Genomic DNA, 21825 nt, shown 5'->3' on the forward strand with positions numbered 1-21825 from the left:
AAAAAGCTAATCCGTCAATGACGGGTTAGCTTTTTTTTGCTGTTCAAATGGTCAGAACCGACAGCATCACTGTCTAACCGCTCCATACACTCATTTTCCGACAAAAGTTGATTAGAAAAGATTAATGGGGACTGGGACTCTAGCTTGATGTATACTAACACTTTGTATGGCAAAGTAATACCAAGGGATGCGTTGCGTTAGCGACCATACAACAATAGCCAATTTTGTTTCCTAAAACCTTTTCTAGGAGGAGAGCAATTATGAATTATCATTTCTTTGTAGGCAACGATAACGGAAACAGTGAGCATGATCTTATTATCGACGGTAAACTGATTCAGCAGCCAAATGTGAATTGTACGGTGGACGAGCTTCCATGGAGCGAAGAGCAAACGCCGGAAAGTTTTGTGAAAAACTTGCAGGACCAGCTTGTTGTTACGATTGATTCGCCTGCAGCTAGACCGGGCATGTACTATGTAGGGAAGTTCGCTCTAGAGAGCGGAGAAATATTGGACAACCTTCAAATCGGCATCGATCTAAAAAGCGACATGGACCTTCCGGTCATCAATACGCTCGCTCAAATCGCGGCGATGGCTGTCCAAAAGGCGTATGACGAAGAGAAAAAAATCCCCGCGCAAATCGACGTGGAGGTGGATATGGCTACGGCGCTGCCGGTTACTCAGCATACGGACGAGACATCTGCGAAATTCGAGAAACGGTTCACTTCCGGCACGCATCATGTGACCGTTCATTTGGGCATTCAACGCGTAGCTGTAAAAATCGTATTCCCGTTCGCTAAGGTTGTACCGGAAGCGACGCCGGTTATTTTCACGCTTCAGAAGGATTCCGCTGGCGGCTGGAGAGAAGGCGAAATCTTTGAAGATTTCCTGCAATCCTATGGAATCGAGAAGAAATTTAACGGCAGCTTCTTCAAAGACAAGCGTATTCTTCATATCGATATCGGAGATGGCTCCACGGAGTATCCGATTACCGAGGGCAATAAGTTTTTGCGTCAATTCGTTCACGGCAGCCACCACGGCGCTGGTTATGCGATTGAAGAAGCTTTGCAGGAGTTCAACCGACTCATCCATTTACCGGATAGCCCAAGGCAGTTTTTCAGCGATGTAATCAAAAATCCGAAGCATAAATACCATGCGAGAGCTCTGAAAACATTAAAGAGACCGCTTGAAAGCCAAGTTAGGCAAATCGTTCAGCATGTCAAAAAACAGCTCACGAAAGCTCGCAATGAGATTGATCTTATTTGCGTATATGGCGGCGGAAGCATTTTGATGCGTTCAGTTCTATATCCGCAGCTGAAAGAGTTGTGCTCGGAAAGAGAAATGCAGCTGCTATATATTCCGGCCGAATATGCCGTTCTGCTTAATGCAATGGGGCTCGATGCTTTTGTGCGCGGCAAAATTTACGAAGCGCTCAAAAACAAAGCGGTACAGCCTGCATAAGCTGCATAACGCAAGCTTGGGCATAATCTAACGGATTCTGGTAGGTGATTGATATGAAAAAGACTAAGCTTCCCGGTGACAACATCAGCTTGAAAACCAAAAAAACAGAAGATCCATTAGTGATGCAATGGCTCAACTCGCAATCCAACCTAATGGATTCTCTGCGTTATTTGGTGGAGAATGAAATTGCATTGAACGGTGTTCGCAACTTGCAGGCCTTCGTTCCGACGGAAAGAAATATGCTGCAGGGCACACCCGCTTTGCAGCAAGCAGCAAGCGAATATCGTCCCTATGCAGCCGGCATAGAGCAAATGGCAGCAGCATCAGAAGCAGTTGAGGAAGTAGAAAAAGCACCTTCTGCGACTGCTCCAGAGCCGGTAGCTGAGGAAGAAATAGATGATGATGACATTGAAGCATGGAGTTAATGACATATTTTAGGCATTTCTGGCCATTTTAAAGCCGTTTTCAGCCTATTTTAGCAATGCCGAGTAATACTTAGTATTACAAAGTTATATTTAATAACACAAAACAATGCCAAGCATTATCAAATGATGCTTGGCATTGTTTTGTGTTATGATGAGCGTGGAACGATGAATAATCGGGATTGCCCGTACGATCATTTCAGTGACAAGGCAACCATTTCCTTGTACGATATGAGTATAAATGGAGGTCCGCAGAGAGGAGTATTCGATATAAAAGAGCAGAAAGCTTTTTATTATGAAAGCGCTGTAAATTTTATAGTGATCATCATATGCTGGATTATGGTGTTTATCTTATCGGCGGGTTTTCTGATCGAATTCGAGAAAGGAACACGATCGCTTGTTTTTGTGCTTCCTATGTTGACGGTGGGATTTCTGTCCGTTATAGCCGGCACGATTTTTTACAAAATAAATCCGCTCACAAGATATGTGAGATACGCCACCTTTAGCGGCTTCTTCTTCATGTACGTGTTCACTTTATTGTCGGCAACGACGCCCGTTACGTTCACCTTTGTGTTCCCGCTCGTTACTTTATTTTGCCTGTACGTCGATCGATGGTTCATGATCATCGTTTGCTCCTTAGTATTACTGCTAAATGGCATATATATTGCGAACAAATTTATTCATGTTAACAAGCTTGAAATCGGCGAAGAAGCCTATAATCAATTTACGACGACGATGCTCATTCACACCTTTGTTTTATTGCTATTTATGTCTAGTTTGATTGCAATCGTGTATGTCTTCCACCGGCTAAGACAAGCGATGGATTATAAAATCCTGGAGGCGCAGCACGCGAGAGCAACCGGACAGAAGCTGTACGCGCAAGCGACAATCGATGATTTGACTGGCGTATTCAATCGCAGACATTTTGTCGAAAGAGTGGGAGAGCAGTTGAATGAGACAAGCGTGGGCTGTTCCCTGCTGCTGCTGGATATCGATGATTTTAAGAGGATTAACGATGTACACGGGCATTTGGCGGGCGACAAGGTGCTGATTACCTTCTCAAGCCTGTTAGCCAAGGTATATGCGGATTACGGCATTGTAGGCAGGGTAGGCGGCGAAGAATTTGCTATATTTCTGAAGGAGCGCTTCGCCGGCGATAGCGATGAGCGATCGGAGCGCTTACGCAGGATGATAGAAGGCAGTGAAACCTGGATTAACGAGGAGAAAACGATTTCGGTAACAACCAGCGGAGGGCTAGTGAGCGCGAATAGAGACGGCATAACCTTTGAGGAGCTGTTTCAGCAAGCAGATAAAGCTTTGTATGTCTCAAAAAACGCGGGAAAAAACAGGATCACGCGAGCAGCGCCAATTGAATGAGTTGAGTATCCGCATTTAAACAAAAGAAAGAAGGAGGGCAATTGCCCTCCTTCTTCTTTTTTTCATATATTAGTACGCAAGTGCGAATAGTCCGTGGATATGCGACAGGTAACGAACGTTACTTGCTTCCTTCATCAGGGATGCAGGCAAGCCCTTCAATTGTGTCGCGTTGCCGCCGATTGTACCTACGCCGTCTTTGCGGCCAAGGCTGCCAAGCGTTCCGGAGAATACGGGCACGAATTTATCCATAACGCCGCCTTTGATTTGAACCGCTAGGTTGTAGCCTACCGTTTCGCCCATTTGCCAAGCAAGCTGAGCTGTTGGAGGGTAAGGACGTTCGCTGCCTTCAGGGAATACAACCGCGCAGTCGCCAGCAAGGAAAACATCAGCATGCGACGTCGATTGCAGCGTTGGCGTCACGAGTGAACGGCCGCGATCTTCTGCAAGACCGCTGCTTCCGACAACAGGGTTGCCTTTTACGCCGCCAGTCCAGATGATGGTGCTGGACTCGATTGTACGGCCGTCTTTAAGCGATACGGAGCTTTTTGTAGCTTCTGTAATCGCAACGCTAGTAATGAAGTTAACGCCGCGTTTCTCAAGGCTTGTTACAGCGCGGTCGATCAATACTTTAGGGAAGATTGGCAGAACAGCTGGACCAGCTTCTACGCAATAAAGCGAAATATCATTGAAGTCGATCCCTTTGCTGCGGCAGACTTCAGGAAGTCTGTCTGCAAATTCGCCAACAAGCTCAACGCCAGTCAAGCCGCCGCCGCCAACAACGATTGTTGCGTCAGCTTTGTTGCCTGATTTTTTGTAAGCGTCAAGACGATCTTCAACATGCTTGCGGATGCGGTTAGCATCTGCAACGGATTTAAGAACAAGGCTGTTCTCTTCCAGACCTGGGATACCGAAGTAGTTCGTTTCGCTGCCTAGTGCAACAACCAGCGTATCGTACTTTTGTACTTGGCCGCTTGCAAGAAGAACTTGCTTCTCGTTTGGTTTAATCTCTTTCACCGAGTCAACGATGATGTTAACTTGCTTGTCGCCAAGAAGCTTGCTAAGCGGAAGAGCAACCGCTTGTTCTGCAATGGTATCCCCTGCAAGTCTGTGCAGCTCGGTAATGATTTGGTGAGTTGGGAAACGGTTAACGATTGTGATGCTAGCTTCTGCTGCTGACAAGTGTTTGCGAGCTGTTAGAGCAGTAAGTAGACCGCCATAACCGCCACCAAGAATTAAAATTTGCTTCGACATGTTCATCCTCCGTTCGTTCTATACGTATTCAGTGTTTATACTTTATCGTTTTTGCGTTCAGACAGCACACTAAGGAAAGCTTGCGCAAAGCGTAGTGTTTTTTGAACTTCCGGATCTTTCAGCATTTTCAACATAGCGAATAGGCCAACAGAGGAGCCAGCAGCTTCCTGTGAGCGCTCGCCAGCTTCGATTGCAGCTGTTGCGATACCTTTTGCTTTCTCTTGAACCGGTTTGACGAACTCACCGATACCTTGAGCGAAATCGTTGATCAACACTTTGTCTGTAGCGATGTTTTGTGCGAAATCATAAGCTTTGGTCATCAGAGTAACCATTTCAGCCAGCTTTGGAAGGTTGTCGACAAGCACAGTCAACGACTGTTGAACCTCCGGCTTCAATAACTGATCAAGTACATCTAACGTTTGTTTTTCTTCGGCGAGGCTAGCTGCAACCTCTTGTCCTGCAGATGATTGTGACATAATAGAATGTCCTCCTTTGCGTAAATTTGAAAGTAAGTTTTAGTCGCAATCGTGTCAGCCGCTAGAGGTTAGGATGCACCCAAAAAGATTGTTACACTTTTCACATAGTTTTCCGAAAAAATGTCTGTGTGCACGTAACGGTTTAATCCCCACTTGAAGAAGGGATAAGATAGCGAGTAGACGAAATCGGATTTGAACCCTTTGCTTCTATTCTACATCGTTTTCACCAAAAGTTAAAAAGAAATTTATAACTTTTTTCAAAAAAATATTTCGATGCGTTATCATAAACGGATAGCAGTTTATTTTTTGTCGATTTTACGCGAATTATCCCTATAGAAAGCGAGAGATCCATATGCAGCCTTTTACAAAAAGAGTCATTGAAATCATTAAAGCTATTCCAAAAGGCACCGTCATGACATACGGGCAAATCGCGGAGCAGGCGGGAAGCCGCAGAGGCGCCCGCCAGGTCGTTCGGATTCTTCATTCGCTAAGCAGCATCCATCAGCTCCCTTGGCACCGGGTGGTGAATGCCAAGGGCGAAATCGCGATACGGGATGAGGAAGCCCGTTATATGCAGTCGTTTTATTTGAACGAAGAAGGTGTAGAAACGAGCACGGATGGACGTGTCGATTTGGACAAATACCGACATCACACCCATGCGGGGGAAGAAGATTTTTATCCGCATGAATAAGAAATTATGTTCACACAATACACACAACTAAGTTAATTTTTACCATATACAAATAAAGCTTGTGCAACATTCCAAAATCCTCCTCGTCTAAAAACTGTAGGCCATTTCGATAAACATACACGAAGCATGATTCAGAATTGGAGGAATGACAGATGAACAAAATGTACAAAGTACTAGCAACAGCATCTATTTTTGCGATGGCAGCTATGCCGTTGGCAGCGAGTGCACAGGACGTTCCGCAGCCGACGATCCATAACGGACAAGGACCTATCCAAAATCAATTTAAAATTGTACCGGGAACGATGGGTCAAATAACAGATTTCGTTAATGATAAAACAGGCAAATTCATTACCGTTACAGGCCGCAGCCTTGCTGTGGGCGACCAAAGCCAAATTATTCTTTCGATCACCAAAGATACGAAGATTGTGGACGCTAAAGGGAAAACGGTTCCATTAAAAACCATTATTGATGAAAAAAAGGTAGTTAAAGCATTCTACGGCGGTGCGATAACGAAAAGCATACCAGCGCAAGGAACAGCTTTGACGCTTGTTGTTCAAGACCAAAGCTTTACGGCAATTGACGGTACCGTATCTGAAGTGCAGGAAAACGGGATCGTCGTAAAAGGCAAAGATATTTACACTTCAATCGAGGAAACCATCGTTTTGCATTTTGCCGACAAAGCACAGCTTCTGGATCAAAATGGCAAGGCTATTGAAGCCAGCGCGATCAAGGCTGGCATGAGCGTAAAAGCATTTTACGGTCCGGCCGTTACGATGAGCCTTCCGCCGCAATCAACTACAAAATACGTGGTGGTGAATACGACGGCTGACGAAACCGAGCAAAACGCTGTAGGTACAGACGGGATCATTACAAGCGTGGCTGACAATAAAATTACGGTAATTGGCAAGCCGATGGCTAAAGGCGGAGTGGATCATGTGATTCTAACCGTAGACGAGGAAACTCAAATTGTCGGGCTTGACGGCAAGCCTTTGACGCTAGACGCATTAAAAAATGATGTACGCGTCGAAGTGAACTACGGCGAAGTCATGACGATGATCTACCCAGCACAAACGACAGCTGACAAAATCGTTGTGAAAGAAACGGAAACAAACAAAATCGAAGGCACGGTCGTCGCTTCGGACCGCACTACGGAAGGCCAAGTTTACGTTAATGTAGGCTCTGACCAATCGACAGACAATGATGTCATTCTAAACATCTCCGAGGACACAAAAGTGATTCCGGCGCTTGGCGGAGAAACCGTACTTAGAGCAGGAACTAAAATTGTCGCTTACCATTCCAAAATAATGACAAAATCGCTTCCAGGCATTACAAATGCTGAAATTGTAATCGTCACTTCCGATGACAATGCAGCTAAGCCTAAACAATAATCGTCAAAAAGAAGAAAGCCGATCTCTAACTTTGAGATCGGCTTTTTTTGCTAGCGTCAAAACAATACCGTTAAATGTCTCGGCGCAGCGCTTGAAGGACGTCGATCTCCGTCGCGCGGCGGGCAGGGCGCATGCCGGACAAAATAGCGATGCCGATACTGATCGCCGCCGATACCCAGATCAGGGTGAACGGTATGTAGCTGAATACGAAGTTGAACGCTTCTTCCTTATACTCATTTTGGCTGCTTAGAATGACAGGGATTATTTTATTCGCCGCATAGCTCACTAAGAAAGCGACTAAAGTGCCGATTAGCGTACCAACCACGCCGATAAAGCTGCTCTCCAGCAGAAAAATACTGCGAATCGAGGAGGGTGAAGCACCAATTGCTTTCATAATGCCGATGTCCTGCGTCCGCTCCGTTACCGCCATCGTCATCGTGTTATAAATGCCGATTGCGGCGATCAAGACGGCTATCGCGCCTACGAATAATAGCCCTAGCTTAACGAACATGAAGATGGCGTCGACTTTGTTCAGCTCGTTGACCACCGAATAGACATTGTAGCCGGCTTCCCTAATTTTATCAGCGATTCCGCTCACATTTTGCATATCATCGGCGTACACCAGAACGTTCTGGTAGCGGTCAGATAATAGCTTGTCTTCCTCGGACAATATAGGTACGAATGATTGGAGCGCTTTTTCGTCCATGACAACGGTTTTGTCCTTCAACCATTCCTTTGGCGGCTGCTTTAGCACGCCTACGACCGTGGCATGAAGCTGTACGGACTGCTGAGCTGCTTTCTGATTGGCGTTCACAGGCTGCAGCAGCGTAATGTCGATCTTTTGATTCAGCAGACTTCCTTGATAGGGCTGCTCCGGCTTTGACGGCATAAGGAGGAACTCCGCAAAGTTATAACCGACTATGACCTCATGCTCGTTTTCCGGAAATCGGCCTTCAGACAGCTCAAGCTTCCCGTTCTTCTCCGTCTCCATAAAAGTGAAGACAGGCGAGCGGTCGATCTCGAAGGCATAATCACCAACCGCATATTTGGAGGTGAGATTAACGTCATTTTGCCGGACGACTGCCTCCACATGAGGAAGGCTTTCGAAAAAAGCAACCTGCTCCTTCGAGTATAGCGAGCTTGCGTAATTAGCTGACTCCGCCTGATTGGTTTTGCCGTAAATCGATATTTCTGTTATCTTGCCGTAAGACGTAATTTGCTCGGTTAAGCTCTGTTGAAAGCCGAAGCCGATGGATGCCAGCACCACAAGAAAGCAGCAGCCCATAGCCGTTGCCAAAATCGTCATAAACAGCCGCGATTTATTTTTTTTCATATTTTGCTTCACAAAACGATATTTATCTTTCCATTTCATCTTTGTCCATCGCTCCTATATCGCCAATTGTCCGTTATGAATGGTCACCGAGCGGTGTGCAATCGAGGCAACCTCGGCATCATGCGTAATCATTAGAAACGTTGTGCCCCACTGCTGATTCAAATGACGGATAAAATCAAGCACCGTCTGCTCCGTCTCGCTGTCGAGGCTTCCCGTAGGCTCATCCGCGAGAATAAGGGAAGGCAGCAGCACCATTGCCCGGGCAATACCTATGCGCTGCTGCTGGCCGCCTGACAGCTCGCTTGGGTAGTACTGCTCGTATTCACCCATGCCGACGAGCTCCATCGTTTCCTTCACCAGCTTCCCGCGCTCCTTCTCGTCTATCCCTTTAAGGGTGAGCGGCAGCTCAATGTTCTGGAAGGAGGTCATGCTCGGCATCAGCTGAAAGCTTTGAAAAATAAAGCCCATATGAGCTAGGCGGAATTTTGCCCATTGCGCCTCAGAATAAGAGGTGACATCGGTTCCGTTGATGCTAATGCTGCCGCTTGACGGCTTAATGTAGCCGGCTGCGAGATTAAGCAGCGTCGATTTGCCCGAGCCGCTTCGCCCGAGCACGGACACGATTTCCCCTTTAGCGACTTCGAGATTGACTTGGCTAAGTACGGGAACTGTTTTTTCGGTGCCTGTTTTTCCGATATGAAACTGATGGGATAAATTCTTTATCGTTATCAATGGAGCAGCATCCTTTCTTCGCTTGTAGAACGGGTGTAGCCGACTACTTTTATGGAAGACGGATGTTAAGTTGGAAATGTAACGCGGCTGGTAATTTGGCTTTTTGAGGAAATTAACTTTTTTTAATAAAGCCTGATTTGAAACCCCGTATCCGAACCTTTATTATGGTATAGACCAATCGGAAGGGAGCATCATCATGACAACAGAACTTTCACCAAGCAATGTACGCAATTTTACCGTTTCTACTGAAATTTTTTACAACCCGAGCCTAGACATCTATTCGCAAATGATTTACATCGTGCTTAGCTCGAGCACAGCAGATTCTGCATCACTTACCATTGATGAGGTTGCCAAGAAAGGCCGTATGACAACCAAAAATGCAATAAAAGCGATGCAAGCCTTAGTTGATGAGCAGCTAATCCCACATAAATTGTTCCGCAAAATGATCGGAGAGTTCCAGGATGACCGTCTATCATGGGCGGCGAAGGGGCTGTTAACTTATTGCAAAGAGCATAAGGACATTACTTTGCCCGAGCTGCTGGCGCTCTCTGACCAATCGGGCGAGGACGAGCAAAGCATTCGGAAGGCATTGATGGAGCTTGAGCGCAACGGCTATCTAGAGGAGTTTCCTGAGCTAAGCAAGCTGGCGAATTAATAAAAATAGCAGGACGCATGCAGCATGGTTTGCGGCATATGTCCTGCTATTTTTTTGCTATTGCGGCTTAAGGCTTCGAGCTACTCCTTGCTTAAACGCTCCAGCATCGCATCGCCCTTCTTGCCTATTTTTACATACGCGAAGCGGGCGTTTTGCTCCGTTTCGGTTCCGGTGCCCTCGGGTACAAAATACGTTTCAATGCCGTAGTTAATAGTTCGCCAGCCGCTGGACGAGCCGTTAATGACGATCTCCTTGCTGGCTAGCTTTTCTCCGCTTGCATACAAACGGTCAAATACGTAAACGCCGTTGTCGCCTTCGCGAAGCACAACCTTGATACGGCTCAGGCTGCGGCGCGACTCGACTTCCTTGGCGATATGTTCTGGCGGTGTTGAAATGCTGTAGCCGAGCCTTACATAATCGCCCTGCAAAATAGATCTAGGATCAATTGGCTCGATCGCCAGCTTAATGGATGTACCGCTCGCGAGCAGCGCTTCGCTCGTTGCGGCGTGGTAGCCGACATAGCCTAGCTGAAGCACGATGACGATGCCTATCAGAATAGGGCTTCTGCGCAGCAATCGGCTGTACTCGTCCGCACCCTCAGGTACGGCAGACCGCGTGCGGTAAGCAAAAACATAAGTAACCGCAATAACAATGAGGCCGAGCAGAGCAAGCGTAATCGACTTATGCAGCAGCGTCCAGAACAAGTCGTAATATTTGAATGCGAGAAATACAAACCAGAATACTAAGCTTACCGTTGCTTCCATCACGCGGTTTCTTCGAACATAGAGGAAAGCTAAGGCTGTTACGACAATGAAGTTCAAAATATTGAACCATTCATACGAATTAGGGAAGATATCATCCATAAATGTAAGCCAGAACAGCAGGAGCAGCGTGAAGAACAGGCCGCATTCCCGCAAATGCTGCTTTAGGGGGCTTTCCCTCATGAGAAGGTGGCTTGCATAGATGAGCGCATTCAGGCTTGCCATAATGAACACGATGAAGGAAGCGGCGTGATGCACCGGTCCGAACAGCTGGAACAGCAGGATCGCGGCATTGAGATTAATCAGCGAATAGATGAATAGATGCTGTGCACGTCCGTGCAGGCTGAACCAGCCGGCAATCGTCACGGCTAAGAAGACCAAGGATAAGCCTGCTGTATCAATCCATGCGATAGCAATCAATCCCGCAGCGTATCCGATCGTTAGCACTGTATAGCGAATAACGGCATTTAGGCGGCGCAACACTAGAACGGGAAGAACGAATAAGAAGGAGATGACCAGCAATACGTTCTCTGGCGGAACCGAGCCTGCTGCCATAAGCACGAGGCCGATTAACGAGATGCTGCCGATTACTACGCCTACGATGGTGACGATCGTGGAGACGATTTTGCCAACGAGCACGCTTGTATGCTCTTCTGCTTCCGCTCCGTCTGCCTGCTTCTCCGTCGAAGGTGCTTGAGATCCAAGCTTGTTCAAATAGCGGAAGAAAAAGACGTTGCCTGTCAGCAGTATCGTGACAAAGACCAATCCCAAAACAAAAAATGTGGTGGAAGTATGCTCCGACATCAGCTCGAAAAACTTGAATACCGCGTACGCGGATGCGGCAAGCGCATTAAGCGTCAGCATGACTTTGTTCAAACGCATGCGGGTGAAGAAGAAAAATCCAAACGCGATGGCAGCTACGCAGACGATATTCATCCACGGTCCATATTGCTCGTACAGCGTGGAATTCGTTAAAACGAGCAAGGAGATATGGAAAACAATGAAGCTTACGTACTTGAGCGGGGCAGATAGGATGACCTTTGCTTCAAGAAGCACGAACAGGATGAGATTGATTAGGGCAAACAGGCAGCCTATCATCAGAAGCTCGCTATCGGTATGAACGACATTAAGGGAGGTCGGGAAAAAATACTGCCACAAGGTTAAATGAACAAGCGCATAGGCTAGCAAATAAAACGGATTGAAGCGGGTAATCAAAGAAAACAGCAGCGCCGGGATCGACCATACGAGAAACAGCTCGTAGTTGTCGGCATGCGAATTATAAATTTGATTGAGAAGCGCCACAGCAGCGCCAAACGATATGCAGCCGCCGACGAGAAAGATAGCGGACAGAAAGGAATGGTGTCCAAGCATGATTTTCATTTTTGAGAAGATGTAGCTTACGCCGTAGAACAGAACCATGATTCCAGCGGAAGCTAAAATTTTATCGGCGCGGGCAAGGCCGCCCCAATTGGCTGCGAAGAAGTAGATGATGGCAGCAAGCAGCAGGGACACGCCCATGAGGAAGCCGACACGCGTAACGTTTAACCGAAGCATTGCACTCACATGCCTTTCTTGTTGGTATGTCTTGTATTATAATGACCTATTCGATTGCCAACTAGTACTCACTTTTTATAGTACCGTGATCTATAACTTGTACCCTGGTTCCCATGTTTTTAAGCGGGAGGGAGCGCAGCAATAAGGTTTATAGATCAAAAGGCAAGGTAGTGTGCTATTCTTAAGGGTACGAATGAATGAACCATAAAAATGCAAATGAGGTCTATAGATGAGTGAAACAACATTTTCGGATTACGCTTTAAGCAGTGAAATCGTACGGGCACTCGAAAGCTTGTCCTATGAAACGCCGACCGAGGTTCAGCGCGAGGTTATTCCTGTTGCGCTTGAGCAGAAGGATTTGGTCGTAAAATCACAAACCGGGAGCGGCAAGACGGCGGCTTACGGCATTCCGCTATGCGAGATGGTCGATTGGAATGAAAACAAGCCGCAGGTGCTCGTCCTAACGCCAACTAGGGAGCTTGCCCTGCAAGTGAATGAAGATATTACGAATATCGGCCGGTTCAAGCGGATCAAATCGATGGCCGTCTACGGAAAGGCGCCTTTTCATATCCAGAAGGCAGAGCTTAAGCAGAGAACGCATATGGTTGTAGGCACGCCGGGACGGGTGCATGACCATATCGAGCGGGGAACGCTTGCGCTGGAGCGCATCAAATATCTGGTCATTGATGAAGCGGATGAGATGCTGAACATGGGCTTTATCGAGCAAGTGCAGGCGATTATTCAGCAGCTTCCGGCGGATAGAGTGACGATGCTGTTCTCCGCTACATTCCCGGAGGATGTGGCTAAGCTATCGCGCAAGTACATGAATGAGCCGGTACAGGTGGAGATCAAGGCTGCTGGGCTGACGACGGCAACGATCGAGCACTCGGTTATCGAAGTGAAGGAATCGGACAAGTTCGCTTTGCTGCAGGATGTCATGGTCGTCGAAAATCCCGACAGCTGCATCATTTTTTGCCGGACGCAGGAGAACGTGGATCAGGTGTTCAGGCAAATGGCCGAGCAGGAGTATCCGTGCGACCGTATTCACGGCGGGATGGAGCAGGACGAGCGCTTTGAAGTCATGAATGCGTTCCGCAGAGGGCAATTCCGCTATTTGGTCGCTACCGACGTTGCAGCCAGAGGCATCGATATTACGAACATTACCCATGTCATCAACTTCGATATCCCGCTTGAGAAGGAAAGCTACGTCCACAGGACGGGCAGAACGGGACGAGCAGGCAAGACGGGCAAAGCGATCACCTTCGTTGCGCCAAAGGATGCAAGAAGGCTCGCTGAAATTGAGGGCTACATCGGATTTAGCATTCAGAAGGCGAAAGCTCCCTCGGAGGAGGCGGTTGACCTTCGCAGGGAAGATTTTGAGCAGAAGATCAATGTTGGGCCTGTCCTCAAAAAAGACAAGCGCGAGCAGCTGAATAAGCAGATCATGAAGCTTAATTTCAACGGCGGCAAGAAGAAGAAGCTGAGGGCGGTCGATTTTGTCGGCACAATCGCTAAGATCGAAGGCGTATCCGCAGATGATATCGGTATTATCACGATCCTCGATAACATGACGGATGTGGAGATTTTGAACGGCAAAGGGTCGCTCGTGCTTGAAGTGATGAAGAACACGACCGTTAAGGGCAAGCAGCTGAAGGTTCGCAGAGGGAACAAAGCTTAAACCGTGAACAAGTGAGGGGAGCATCATGGAAAGCCTCATCTACCAGGTCGTCTTGATGGCGGTGGCCGCATTCGTGCTGGTCGCCGTCCTTTTGATCGTTTATGCAAGCTGGCGAAACGGCATCTCGCCGATGCCTTCATCCGCACCGGTGCGGCGGGCGGTCGTTTCAGCCATGAGACAGCTGCCAAGCCGCGGCGTCATGGTGGAAGCCGGCTCCGGCTGGGGGACGCTCGCGCTTCAAGCAGGAAGAGTCTTAAAGGGCTGGCGAATGATCGGCATCGAAAATTCAGTTATCCCCATGTGGATATCTTCTCTCGCGGCAAAACTCAATAATCAGGCGAATGTTTCGTTCATTCGGGGCGATTTATACACATATTGTTACCGGGATGTGGATATGGTTGTGTGTTACCTGTATCCGGGGGCGATGCGGCGTTTAAGCGTAATTTGGCGGAGCCAGCTAACGCGCGGCTCCCATGTCATAAGCGTATGCTTTGCGCTTCCGGATTGGGAGCCACAGCAGGTCATTACTTGCCGCGATTTCTACCGTACTAAGGTTTATATTTACGCTGCTTAGATGCTTCGCGTGAAGGGGGTTGACTTGATGCTTGAGGATTTGAAGGAGCAGTTTGGCGATATCGATATTTATTTGTTCGATCAACTGCTTAAGGGACGAATTACGAAGGAGATGCGTATCCTTGATGCGGGCTGCGGCTCGGGCCGAAACTTAACCTATTTGCTGCGCAGCGGTTATGAGGTGTATGCGACGGATCGCTCGGAGGCTGCCATTGAACAGGTACAGGCTCTTGCAGCGGCAATTGCGCCGGCTTGGCCTGCGGAGCGGGCACGCATAGAAGCGGTTGAGCAAATGAGCTATGCGGATGAAAGCTTTGACTTTATTATTAGCAGCGCGGTGCTGCATTTTGCGGAGAATGAAGAGCATTTTGACCAAATGGTTCAAGAGCTTTGGCGAGTTCTGAAGCCCGGCGGACGTTTGTTCGCGCGCCTTGCTTCTTCGACTGGCATGGCATCCAGCATGCAGCCGCTTGGGAACGAGCGTTATCTGCTTCCTGACGGAAGCAGACGTTTTCTCGTCAATGATGACCGGCTTCTGGCTCTGACCGAGAGGCTGAAGGGCCAATTATTCGAGCCGCTCAAAACCGTCATCGTATCAGGCAAGCGCTGTATGACAACTTGGTGTATTCAGAAGGCGGAATAGCTGCTTATTCAAAATCCTCGAGAACAACCTTGCCGACCATACTGCCGGACTCGACCAGCTTATGGGCTTCGCGCAGATTGGCGGCGTTAATCGGCGATAGGCGTTTGGCGATTGTCGTGCGCAGCTCTCCTTGATCGATCCGCTTAGCCACCTCATTCAGCAGCTTATGCTGCTCATCCATATCTGGCGTTTCATACATCGATCTGGTGAACATAAGCTCCCAGACGAAGGTTACGCTTTTGTTCTTCAGCAGCGTTAAATCGATTGGCGTGCTCATCTCCACGATGGAGCAAATTTTGCCTTGGGGCATGATGGCCTTCTCCATATTCGCCCAGTGCTGATCGGTTTGGTTCAAGCAAAAAATATAATCGACGGAAGAAAAGCCAAGCGCTTGAAGCTGGGGCACAAACGGCTCATGATGATTGATCGTATAAGCAGCTCCGTATTCCTTAGCCCAATCCGCTGATTCTTTTCTCGAAGCGGTGCCGATAACGGTGAGGCCTGCTGCGCTTGCGAGCTGCGTTGCGATGGACCCGACTCCGCCTGCGGCGCCGATGATCAGTATTGACTTGCCCTCGTTTTGCTCGCGGCTGTGTGCTACGCCCAGACGGTCGAATAAGCCTTCCCATGCGGTAATCGCGGTAAGCGGCAGTGCTGCTGCCTGCGCGAAGTCGAGCGATCGCGGCTTCTTGCCGGCGATGCGTTCATCCACGAGGTGGAATTCACTGTTGCCGCCAGCACGCGTAATGCTGCCCGCATAATAGACTTCATCTCCAGGCTGGAAGAGCGAGCTTGCGTCGCCAACCGATTCGACGATTCCAGCGACATCCCAGCCAATGACGCGCGCATCCGGCTCGACCTTCTCTTTGGGCGAACGTACTTTCACGTCTACCGGATTAACGGAAATGGCTTTGACTCTCACCAGCAGATCTCGCCCTGTAGGAGCAGGTTTATTTATATGCAAATCCAAAAGGCTTTCCGCGTGTTCAATCGGTAAATAACGGTGGAAGCCAATCGCTTTCATTTGTGTCATGTTTATCAATCCTCTCTAATTTGCTAGCCGCAGCCCCAGTATAAGTGTTAACATACGGTTATGTAAGTACGCACATTTCTGTATTGTAGTATCAGTTTGTATACTATTGGGGAGGCGACACGGCTTTATGAGTGATCGTATAAAAGAATATACCGAGTGTTCGCCAAGCGAAGGCTGTCCTGTGGAATTCACATTAGATGTAATCGGCGGGAAGTGGAAGGGCGTCATTCTTTATCATTTGATCGATGGAACAAAGCGGTTCAATGAGTTCCGCAAAATATGCCCGAACATCACGCAGCGGATGCTGACCCTTCAGCTTAGAGAGCTTGAGAATGACGGTATCGTTCATCGCGAGGTGTATCGGCAGGTACCGCCGAAGGTGGAGTATTCGCTGACCGAATTTGGGGAAACGTTGAAGCCGCTTATCCTCCAAATGAAGCAATGGGGCGAAACCTATAAGGATAGATTGCTTATTCTTTCTGATCAACGCAGGAGCCGATAATCGGCACCTAAAAATAGGGAGGCAGCGCCATGATGAGCGCTGCCTCCCTATTTTGATCTAGATATGCGCAGCGCCTGCTTGCTGCTTCTTCGTGGAGCTAAGCCTGCTCGCCCCTACAAACATCGCCGTAACGAGGCCAATGCCGCCGATACAAATGCTGAGAATAAAACCGTGATTAATAGCGGTGCCCAGCGCCTGTTGAAGGAAGCTGCGGATCTGGGGATCTAATTGCCCGCCAGCCCGCATGAGCAGCTCGGGATTCGCCAGCGTATTGATTTTATCGGATGGAATGCCGGCCTTATCCGCACCCTCCGTAATTAATCGATGCAAATTGTTGTTTACGATCGTCGCCATGATGGTAGCGCCCAATATGCCGCCAATGTTGCGCCAGAAGCCGACGATGGAGGAGCTGACGCCCATATATTTGGGATCAACGTTTGCGGCAATCGCGCTTTGCGCCACGCTCATTAAAGGCCCGACAGCGCCAAAGCCAAGCAAGATCATTAGGGCAATCATATACCCGTTGGAAGCGTGAACGCTGACGACCGACAGCAGCGAAGCGGCTACGATCGTCATTAGCATCGTGAACAGCATCAGCGTGCGGAAGGCGAACTTGGACTGTAAGTAGCCGAATAGAATCGCTCCGGCAATGAGCGAAGCCATCATAGGCGTCAACACGCCATTGGAGTTGGCGTGGCCCAATACGCCGACAGTGAAGCTGGGCAGATACGTAATGGCCGAGAACATGATGACGCCTTGGCAGAAGCAAATGATGCTGGTGCCGAGGACCATCCGATTTTTAAAAATGCTAAGGGGAAGTACAGGCTCAGCGGCACGCAGCTCAACCAAAATGAACAAGGTGCCGATCACCGCGGATGCTGCGAATAAGCTGATTTCCTGCCATGAGCCCCAAGCGTACGTCTTGCCGCCCCATTCAAGCGCAAGCATTAAAGAAACCGTGGTGATGATCAGAAATAACGTTCCCAAATAGTCGATTTTGGGCTTGCGGTCCGAACGGGTCTCCTTTAAGGCAATCATTAATACGATCATGGATGCGAGTCCGATGGGCACGTTGATATAGAAATTCCATCTCCAGCCGAGATGCTCGGCAATGAAGCTGCCAAGCTGCGGGCCCGCAACAGAGGAGAGGCCAAAGATCGCACCGAACACGCCGGACATTTTTGCCGCATCCTTCGGATCATTAAAGATCGTGTAAATAATGGTGAAGCTGATCGGCATCAAGGCGCCTGAGCCAATGCCTTGGATGACGCGAAACCAAATGAGCTGGTCGGCGCTTTGCGCAAGTCCGCACAAGGCAGAACCAAGCAGAAACATGCCGATTCCGATCAAATAGAACATTTTTCTTCCGAATAAATCAGATAGCTTGCCGAAGACGAGCATGGTGCTGGTAGCTGCGAGCATATAGGCGGTAAACACCCAGCTTACTTTGTCAAAAACGTTAAAATCCTCGCTTAGCTTATTAATGCACGACGCGACAATCGTATTGTCCAGCGATGACATCAATAGACCGAGCGCCATCGCAAGAATGACGAGCTTATTGTTTGAACGCGTTCCAGCCATTTAAAACCTTCTCTCCTGTTTATAGTTGCTCCAGACGCACCAATCCTTCTTGAATCGTTTCCAGCTTGGCGCGATACTCCTTGATCCCAATTTCTATGCAAATCATATGTGCCGGATGCATGTCGTCTTTATAAATGGCATACTTCTTGCTCAGCTCATCCAACTGCTTCTGTGTCTGCTCCTGCGCCTTGTTTAACCACTGAATAACCACATCATTATCTACAAATTGGCCAAAATAAAGCCGCATCAGAAAATCAGACTTGATCGCATCGGTTTCCACAGGACTATGAAGATAGGCGTTGAACTGGCCTTTTCCTTTCTCCGTAATCGTAAATACATTTTTATTCGGCTTGCCTTCTTGGAGCACATTTTCCTTCGTTATCAGCTCCTCCTTTTCCATCCGATGCAGCATCGGATAAATCGTCCCGTAGCTGGAGCTGTAGAAATAAGAGAATATATCCTCGAACAACTGTTTGATCTCGTAGCCTGATAACGGGCGTTTCATAAGCATGCCTAAAATAACATCCTGACTGTTCATTGAAGCGACCTCCGAGTTTGTTTCCGAAGAAGAATGCTCTTCGGTTTTTTTCTTTCAAGTACTTATCTCGATACAGAATATATCATTCCGATATATATCATGTCAATACGGTGAGATGGTTTATTTTAGAAAATAATTTGTGGTTCTGGCGCATGCAAAAAGCCTGTGAAAACCACCAATCCGGCAGAGTTCGACAGGCCTTTGGGTATAGCGTTATTGATTCTGCCACGGTTTATTGTAAGCATGAAGATTGTCGATAAGAGCATCGTCTATAGGAATATGGATATGCTTTAGCGCTAACAGCACGGAGCCGATTACGGGAGAGAACTTTGGCTCCACGACGGAATATCGCTTATTATTTCCCTGCCGGAGCTGTGCGCCAAGCTCTTGCAAGAAGTAAGGGCTGTTCGCTACGCTGCCGATGAAGGCGACCTCCACCTCAACGCCAGCGAAGGAGGCGGCAATCAGCTCGATGCCGACCTTGATCTGGTCTACGGCGCGATTGCAAACGCGGATCGCAGCGGTGCTGCCTTGCGCTGCAGCCTCCGTAATGGCAGGGGCGAACTCGCCAAATTGCTTGTCGCGTTCACGGCGATCCTCGGTAAACCCTTTTTTGGCTATCGCTGCTAGTTCACTAACGGTGGGCACGCTCCAATGCGCAAGCATTGCCTGAAGAAGATGATGATCCGTATCATCGAAGCTGCCGGCGAGCATCTCGTAAACCGCATCATAGGCGATAAATCTAGCTGCGCTGGCTGCATAATGATGAAAATCATAATTGCGTATGAATTGACCGTCCTCTGTAATCCCGACGATGATCGAGCCGGTTCCTGCAATGACGATGATGCCGCTTCTTCCCAATAATGCCCCGGAATGTGCGGATACCGCGTCATTCACATGCCGTATTGGACATGTGAGCCCCGGCAGCTTTGTTAGAGGAGCGATCCAATCGAGATCGGACGGCGCGTCATAGCCGGCAATTCCGGCAACAAGCGCAAGCACTTGCTCGGTCGTTCTGCCTGCCAGATGCAGTGCGTCTGTTATAGCTCCTTGTACATTTTGGGCTGCCTGCTTATCTTTATATATCGAAGCTGAGCCTCGCTCCGCGCATGCAAGAACATGGCCCCAAAGGTCGCAGACCATGACGCGGGTATGCGTCCCGCCGCCGTCTATTCCGATTACAACATGCTCCGCATTCATGTGAAGCCCTCCCGCTAATGGTGGTATGATGGAACGGCATTGCAGCGAAACGGCGAACCGCCGAACCGCCGAACCGTAATTGTTTTATTTTACCTCAATTTCCCAAATGCGTGTAGATGGCTTGCCGTGCACTCCTTTTCGCCATCGTTTAAACTGCGTTTAAACAGGCAAGGTAAAGTAGGAAGCGTGGTGGAGAGAATAGAGAATAGAAATAGGAGTGAATACCGATGAAGGATAAAAAGAACGGCAATGTAAAGCGGTTCATTGCCCTAATTATGGAGACAAATCCTCCCAAGGTCATGTTAACGATAGCCATTGTCCTTAGCGTCATTACGACGCTTGTCGGACTCACGATCCCCTTGTTCACAAAAAATATGGTGAACGGCTTTTCGTTAGGTTCATTAAGCACAGCGCAGGTCGTCGGAATGGCAGTCGCCTTTATTGCCCAGGTGGTGTCCGGCGGCGTATCCGTTTATTTGCTGCACTACAGCGGCAATAAGATCGTATCGTCCATTCGCGAGCGGCTGTGGAACAAAATGCTGCGCTTGCCAGTTCCGTATTATGACAACAAAGCGTCAGGCGATACGATTAGCCGGTTAACGAATGACACAGCGCTGCTGAAGGGTCTCATTACCGAGCATGTAACTGGATTTTTTACAGGGATTTTGTCCATTCTTGGCGCATTGTCGATCTTGTTCTATATGAACTGGCAGATGACGCTTATCATGCTGACCGTGTTCCCGGTCGCCGCTTTAATTATGGTGCCGATCGGCCGTAAAATGTACCGCATCTCCAAAGACACGCAGGCGGAGAACGCGCGCTTTACCTCCGTCGTCAACCGCGTCGTATCCGAAATTCGCCTTGTGAAGGCATCCGGCTCCGAGCCTGTCGAATATGAACAAGGACGTACGGGCATCCAAAATCTGTTCGGCTTTGGCCTAAAGGAAGCCCGCATGCAGGCGCTTATATCTCCGCTCGTATCGTTTATCATTATCTTGCTGCTCGTCTGTCTAATCGGCTTTGGGGGCGTTCAGGTGTCGTCTGGCGCAATGACGGCCGGCGAGCTGGTCGCCTTCATCATGTATCTGTTCCAAATCATGCTGCCGATTACGCAAATTGCCCAGTTCTTTACGCAATTCCAGAAGGCGATGGGAGCTACCGAGAGCATCATTGGCATTTTGGAAGCGGATGAGGAAGATCAAGAAAGCGGCAACGTCGTTACCGAAATGAACCAAACGCTGCAGGTCGATAACGTATCCTTCGCTTACAAGCCGGAGGAGCCGATTCTTCGGGATGTGAGCCTCACGATTGAAGCGGGAAAAGTAACGGCGCTCGTCGGCCCGAGCGGCAGCGGCAAAACGACGCTGTTCTCGCTGCTGGAGCGATTCTACGATCCAACCTCCGGTGCGATACGGCTTGGGGGAAAGGATATTAAGGATGCTTCGCTTCGTTCATGGCGAAGCCAGATCGGGTACGTTTCGCAAGAGAGCCCGATCATCGCGGGAACCATTAAAGCGAATCTGTGTTACGGGCTGGACCATGAAGTTTCCCAGCAGGAAATCGAGCAAGCTGCTCGAATGGCTTATGCAGACGGCTTTATCGAGGATTTGCCTAATAGCTATGAAACAGAGGTAGGGGAGCGCGGCATTAAGCTCTCAGGCGGCCAGCGGCAGCGGATTGCGATTGCAAGGGCGCTGCTGCGAGACCCGCATATTCTTATGCTGGACGAAGCGACATCGAATCTGGACAGCAAGTCGGAGGAAGTCGTGCAGGATGCGCTGAAAAACTTGATGGTCGGGCGGACTACGGTCGTAATCGCACATCGCTTGTCGACGGTCGTGGATGCCGATTCCATCGTATTCCTAGAGAAGGGCGTCATTACTGGCGCCGGAACGCATGAGCAGCTGTATGCGAGCCATACGATGTACCGGGAATTCGCCAACGGCCAGCTTCGCATGAACAAAACAGCTTCTTAAGCAG

The 21825-nt window shown here is 48.8% G+C and carries 20 protein-coding genes; 11 read left to right on the forward strand and 9 right to left on the reverse strand.

Translation table 11 applies throughout. From position 1 onward, the window contains the following. Positions 1-260: 260 nt before the first annotated feature. The 3 genes from ADU23_RS09610 to ADU23_RS09620 all read left to right on the forward strand — a co-directional run bounded on the left by ADU23_RS09610 (position 261) and on the right by ADU23_RS09620 (position 3256). A complete protein-coding gene (locus ADU23_RS09610) occupies positions 261-1457 on the forward strand; it encodes a ParM/StbA family protein (protein ID WP_053373538.1) in 1197 nt (398 codons plus the stop codon). A gap of 53 nt (positions 1458-1510) precedes the next feature. Further along, the gene (locus ADU23_RS09615; protein ID WP_053373539.1) at positions 1511-1882 is read left to right on the forward strand and encodes a hypothetical protein; all 372 of its coding nucleotides are present in this window, start codon (positions 1511-1513) and stop codon (positions 1880-1882) included. Positions 1883-2047: 165 nt separating this feature from the next. Next, the gene (locus ADU23_RS09620; RefSeq protein WP_197286052.1) at positions 2048-3256 is read left to right on the forward strand and encodes a GGDEF domain-containing protein; all 1209 of its coding nucleotides are present in this window, start codon (positions 2048-2050) and stop codon (positions 3254-3256) included. Positions 3257-3325: 69 nt separating this feature from the next. Here ADU23_RS09620 and ADU23_RS09625 read toward each other — a convergent pair whose 3' ends face one another. Both ADU23_RS09625 and ADU23_RS09630 read right to left on the reverse strand, forming a co-directional pair. Then, positions 3326-4507 (reverse strand): NAD(P)/FAD-dependent oxidoreductase, encoded by a 1182-nt coding sequence (locus tag ADU23_RS09625; protein WP_053373541.1) that lies wholly within the window; start codon positions 4505-4507, stop codon positions 3326-3328. 35 nt (positions 4508-4542) lie between these two features. After that, positions 4543-4983 carry a DUF1641 domain-containing protein gene (locus tag ADU23_RS09630; RefSeq protein WP_053373542.1) on the reverse strand — a complete coding sequence of 147 codons (441 nt, stop codon included), beginning with the start codon at positions 4981-4983 and terminating at the stop codon, positions 4543-4545. A gap of 352 nt (positions 4984-5335) precedes the next feature. Here ADU23_RS09630 and ADU23_RS09635 point away from each other — a divergent pair, with 352 nt between their 5' ends. Both ADU23_RS09635 and ADU23_RS09640 read left to right on the forward strand, forming a co-directional pair. Then, positions 5336-5674: an MGMT family protein gene (locus ADU23_RS09635; RefSeq protein WP_053373543.1), complete on the forward strand. Its 339-nt coding sequence runs from the start codon at positions 5336-5338 to the stop codon at positions 5672-5674. Positions 5675-5826: 152 nt separating this feature from the next. Beyond that, positions 5827-7062: a hypothetical protein gene (locus ADU23_RS09640; RefSeq protein WP_053373544.1), complete on the forward strand. Its 1236-nt coding sequence runs from the start codon at positions 5827-5829 to the stop codon at positions 7060-7062. 70 nt (positions 7063-7132) lie between these two features. Here ADU23_RS09640 and ADU23_RS09645 read toward each other — a convergent pair whose 3' ends face one another. Then, positions 7133-8434, reverse strand: coding sequence for an ABC transporter permease (locus ADU23_RS09645; RefSeq protein ID WP_053373545.1), 1302 nt, complete (start codon positions 8432-8434; stop codon positions 7133-7135). Between the two features lie 15 nt (positions 8435-8449). Further along, a complete protein-coding gene (locus ADU23_RS09650) occupies positions 8450-9127 on the reverse strand; it encodes an ABC transporter ATP-binding protein (protein ID WP_053373546.1) in 678 nt (225 codons plus the stop codon). A gap of 196 nt (positions 9128-9323) precedes the next feature. On the opposite strand from ADU23_RS09650, the gene ADU23_RS09655 reads away from it, so the two are divergent. Beyond that, complete coding sequence (locus tag ADU23_RS09655) at positions 9324-9782, forward strand: hypothetical protein (protein WP_053373547.1); 459 nt, start codon at positions 9324-9326, stop codon at positions 9780-9782. An 80-nt stretch (positions 9783-9862) separates the two neighbouring features. Here ADU23_RS09655 and ADU23_RS09660 read toward each other — a convergent pair whose 3' ends face one another. Further along, positions 9863-12097 (reverse strand): GDYXXLXY domain-containing protein, encoded by a 2235-nt coding sequence (locus tag ADU23_RS09660; RefSeq protein WP_197286140.1) that lies wholly within the window; start codon positions 12095-12097, stop codon positions 9863-9865. A 229-nt stretch (positions 12098-12326) separates the two neighbouring features. Between ADU23_RS09660 and ADU23_RS09665 the strand changes: the two genes are divergently transcribed. The 3 genes from ADU23_RS09665 to ADU23_RS09675 are packed head-to-tail and all read left to right on the forward strand — an operon-like array spanning position 12327 to position 14991. Continuing rightward, positions 12327-13775 carry a DEAD/DEAH box helicase gene (locus ADU23_RS09665; protein WP_053373549.1) on the forward strand — a complete coding sequence of 483 codons (1449 nt, stop codon included), beginning with the start codon at positions 12327-12329 and terminating at the stop codon, positions 13773-13775. Positions 13776-13800: 25 nt separating this feature from the next. After that, positions 13801-14349: a class I SAM-dependent methyltransferase gene (locus tag ADU23_RS09670; protein WP_063845976.1), complete on the forward strand. Its 549-nt coding sequence runs from the start codon at positions 13801-13803 to the stop codon at positions 14347-14349. Between the two features lie 27 nt (positions 14350-14376). Next, positions 14377-14991: a class I SAM-dependent methyltransferase gene (locus ADU23_RS09675; RefSeq protein WP_053373550.1), complete on the forward strand. Its 615-nt coding sequence runs from the start codon at positions 14377-14379 to the stop codon at positions 14989-14991. A 4-nt stretch (positions 14992-14995) separates the two neighbouring features. Here ADU23_RS09675 and ADU23_RS09680 read toward each other — a convergent pair whose 3' ends face one another. Beyond that, entirely contained in the window at positions 14996-16024 is a 1029-nt protein-coding gene (locus ADU23_RS09680) for a zinc-binding alcohol dehydrogenase family protein (RefSeq protein WP_053373551.1), read from the reverse strand. A 127-nt stretch (positions 16025-16151) separates the two neighbouring features. On the opposite strand from ADU23_RS09680, the gene ADU23_RS09685 reads away from it, so the two are divergent. Next, a complete protein-coding gene (locus ADU23_RS09685) occupies positions 16152-16526 on the forward strand; it encodes a winged helix-turn-helix transcriptional regulator (protein ID WP_053373552.1) in 375 nt (124 codons plus the stop codon). 57 nt (positions 16527-16583) lie between these two features. On the opposite strand, the gene ADU23_RS09690 is transcribed toward ADU23_RS09685, so the two are convergent. The 3 genes from ADU23_RS09690 to ADU23_RS09700 all read right to left on the reverse strand — a co-directional run bounded on the left by ADU23_RS09690 (position 16584) and on the right by ADU23_RS09700 (position 19845). Further along, positions 16584-18107, reverse strand: coding sequence for a DHA2 family efflux MFS transporter permease subunit (locus ADU23_RS09690; RefSeq protein WP_053373553.1), 1524 nt, complete (start codon positions 18105-18107; stop codon positions 16584-16586). A 19-nt stretch (positions 18108-18126) separates the two neighbouring features. Beyond that, on the reverse strand, positions 18127-18645 hold the full coding sequence (locus tag ADU23_RS09695) for a PadR family transcriptional regulator (protein ID WP_053373554.1): 519 nt from the start codon (positions 18643-18645) through the stop codon (positions 18127-18129). 213 nt (positions 18646-18858) lie between these two features. Next, a complete protein-coding gene (locus tag ADU23_RS09700) occupies positions 18859-19845 on the reverse strand; it encodes an N-acetylglucosamine kinase (RefSeq protein ID WP_053373555.1) in 987 nt (328 codons plus the stop codon). Positions 19846-20072: 227 nt separating this feature from the next. On the opposite strand from ADU23_RS09700, the gene ADU23_RS09705 reads away from it, so the two are divergent. Further along, entirely contained in the window at positions 20073-21821 is a 1749-nt protein-coding gene (locus ADU23_RS09705; RefSeq protein WP_053373556.1) for an ABC transporter ATP-binding protein, read from the forward strand. Positions 21822-21825: the final 4 nt, after the last annotated feature.

It is taken from the genome of Paenibacillus sp. FJAT-27812, from assembly GCF_001273905.1.
Classification (GTDB): domain Bacteria; phylum Bacillota; class Bacilli; order Paenibacillales; family Paenibacillaceae; genus Pristimantibacillus.

Bases quoted from the DNA above. Each gene is read 5' to 3' on its own strand.
- ADU23_RS09635 (WP_053373543.1), top strand. From the start codon at position 5,336: ATGCAGCCTTTTACAAAAAGAGTCATTGAAATCATTAAAGCTATTCCA.
- ADU23_RS09680 (WP_053373551.1), bottom strand. From the start codon at position 16,024: ATGACACAAATGAAAGCGATTGGCTTCCACCGTTATTTACCGATTGAA.
- ADU23_RS09620 (WP_197286052.1), top strand. From the start codon at position 2,048: ATGAATAATCGGGATTGCCCGTACGATCATTTCAGTGACAAGGCAACC.
- ADU23_RS09690 (WP_053373553.1), bottom strand. From the start codon at position 18,107: ATGGCTGGAACGCGTTCAAACAATAAGCTCGTCATTCTTGCGATGGCG.
- ADU23_RS09645 (WP_053373545.1), bottom strand. From the start codon at position 8,434: ATGAAATGGAAAGATAAATATCGTTTTGTGAAGCAAAATATGAAAAAA.
- ADU23_RS09685 (WP_053373552.1), top strand. From the start codon at position 16,152: ATGAGTGATCGTATAAAAGAATATACCGAGTGTTCGCCAAGCGAAGGC.
- ADU23_RS09610 (WP_053373538.1), top strand. From the start codon at position 261: ATGAATTATCATTTCTTTGTAGGCAACGATAACGGAAACAGTGAGCAT.
- ADU23_RS09655 (WP_053373547.1), top strand. From the start codon at position 9,324: ATGACAACAGAACTTTCACCAAGCAATGTACGCAATTTTACCGTTTCT.
- ADU23_RS09705 (WP_053373556.1), top strand. From the start codon at position 20,073: ATGAAGGATAAAAAGAACGGCAATGTAAAGCGGTTCATTGCCCTAATT.
- ADU23_RS09625 (WP_053373541.1), bottom strand. From the start codon at position 4,507: ATGTCGAAGCAAATTTTAATTCTTGGTGGCGGTTATGGCGGTCTACTT.
- ADU23_RS09670 (WP_063845976.1), top strand. From the start codon at position 13,801: ATGGAAAGCCTCATCTACCAGGTCGTCTTGATGGCGGTGGCCGCATTC.
- ADU23_RS09665 (WP_053373549.1), top strand. From the start codon at position 12,327: ATGAGTGAAACAACATTTTCGGATTACGCTTTAAGCAGTGAAATCGTA.
- ADU23_RS09675 (WP_053373550.1), top strand. From the start codon at position 14,377: ATGCTTGAGGATTTGAAGGAGCAGTTTGGCGATATCGATATTTATTTG.
- ADU23_RS09615 (WP_053373539.1), top strand. From the start codon at position 1,511: ATGAAAAAGACTAAGCTTCCCGGTGACAACATCAGCTTGAAAACCAAA.
- ADU23_RS09700 (WP_053373555.1), bottom strand. From the start codon at position 19,845: ATGAATGCGGAGCATGTTGTAATCGGAATAGACGGCGGCGGGACGCAT.
- ADU23_RS09695 (WP_053373554.1), bottom strand. From the start codon at position 18,645: ATGAACAGTCAGGATGTTATTTTAGGCATGCTTATGAAACGCCCGTTA.
- ADU23_RS09660 (WP_197286140.1), bottom strand. From the start codon at position 12,097: ATGCTTCGGTTAAACGTTACGCGTGTCGGCTTCCTCATGGGCGTGTCC.
- ADU23_RS09630 (WP_053373542.1), bottom strand. From the start codon at position 4,983: ATGTCACAATCATCTGCAGGACAAGAGGTTGCAGCTAGCCTCGCCGAA.
- ADU23_RS09640 (WP_053373544.1), top strand. From the start codon at position 5,827: ATGAACAAAATGTACAAAGTACTAGCAACAGCATCTATTTTTGCGATG.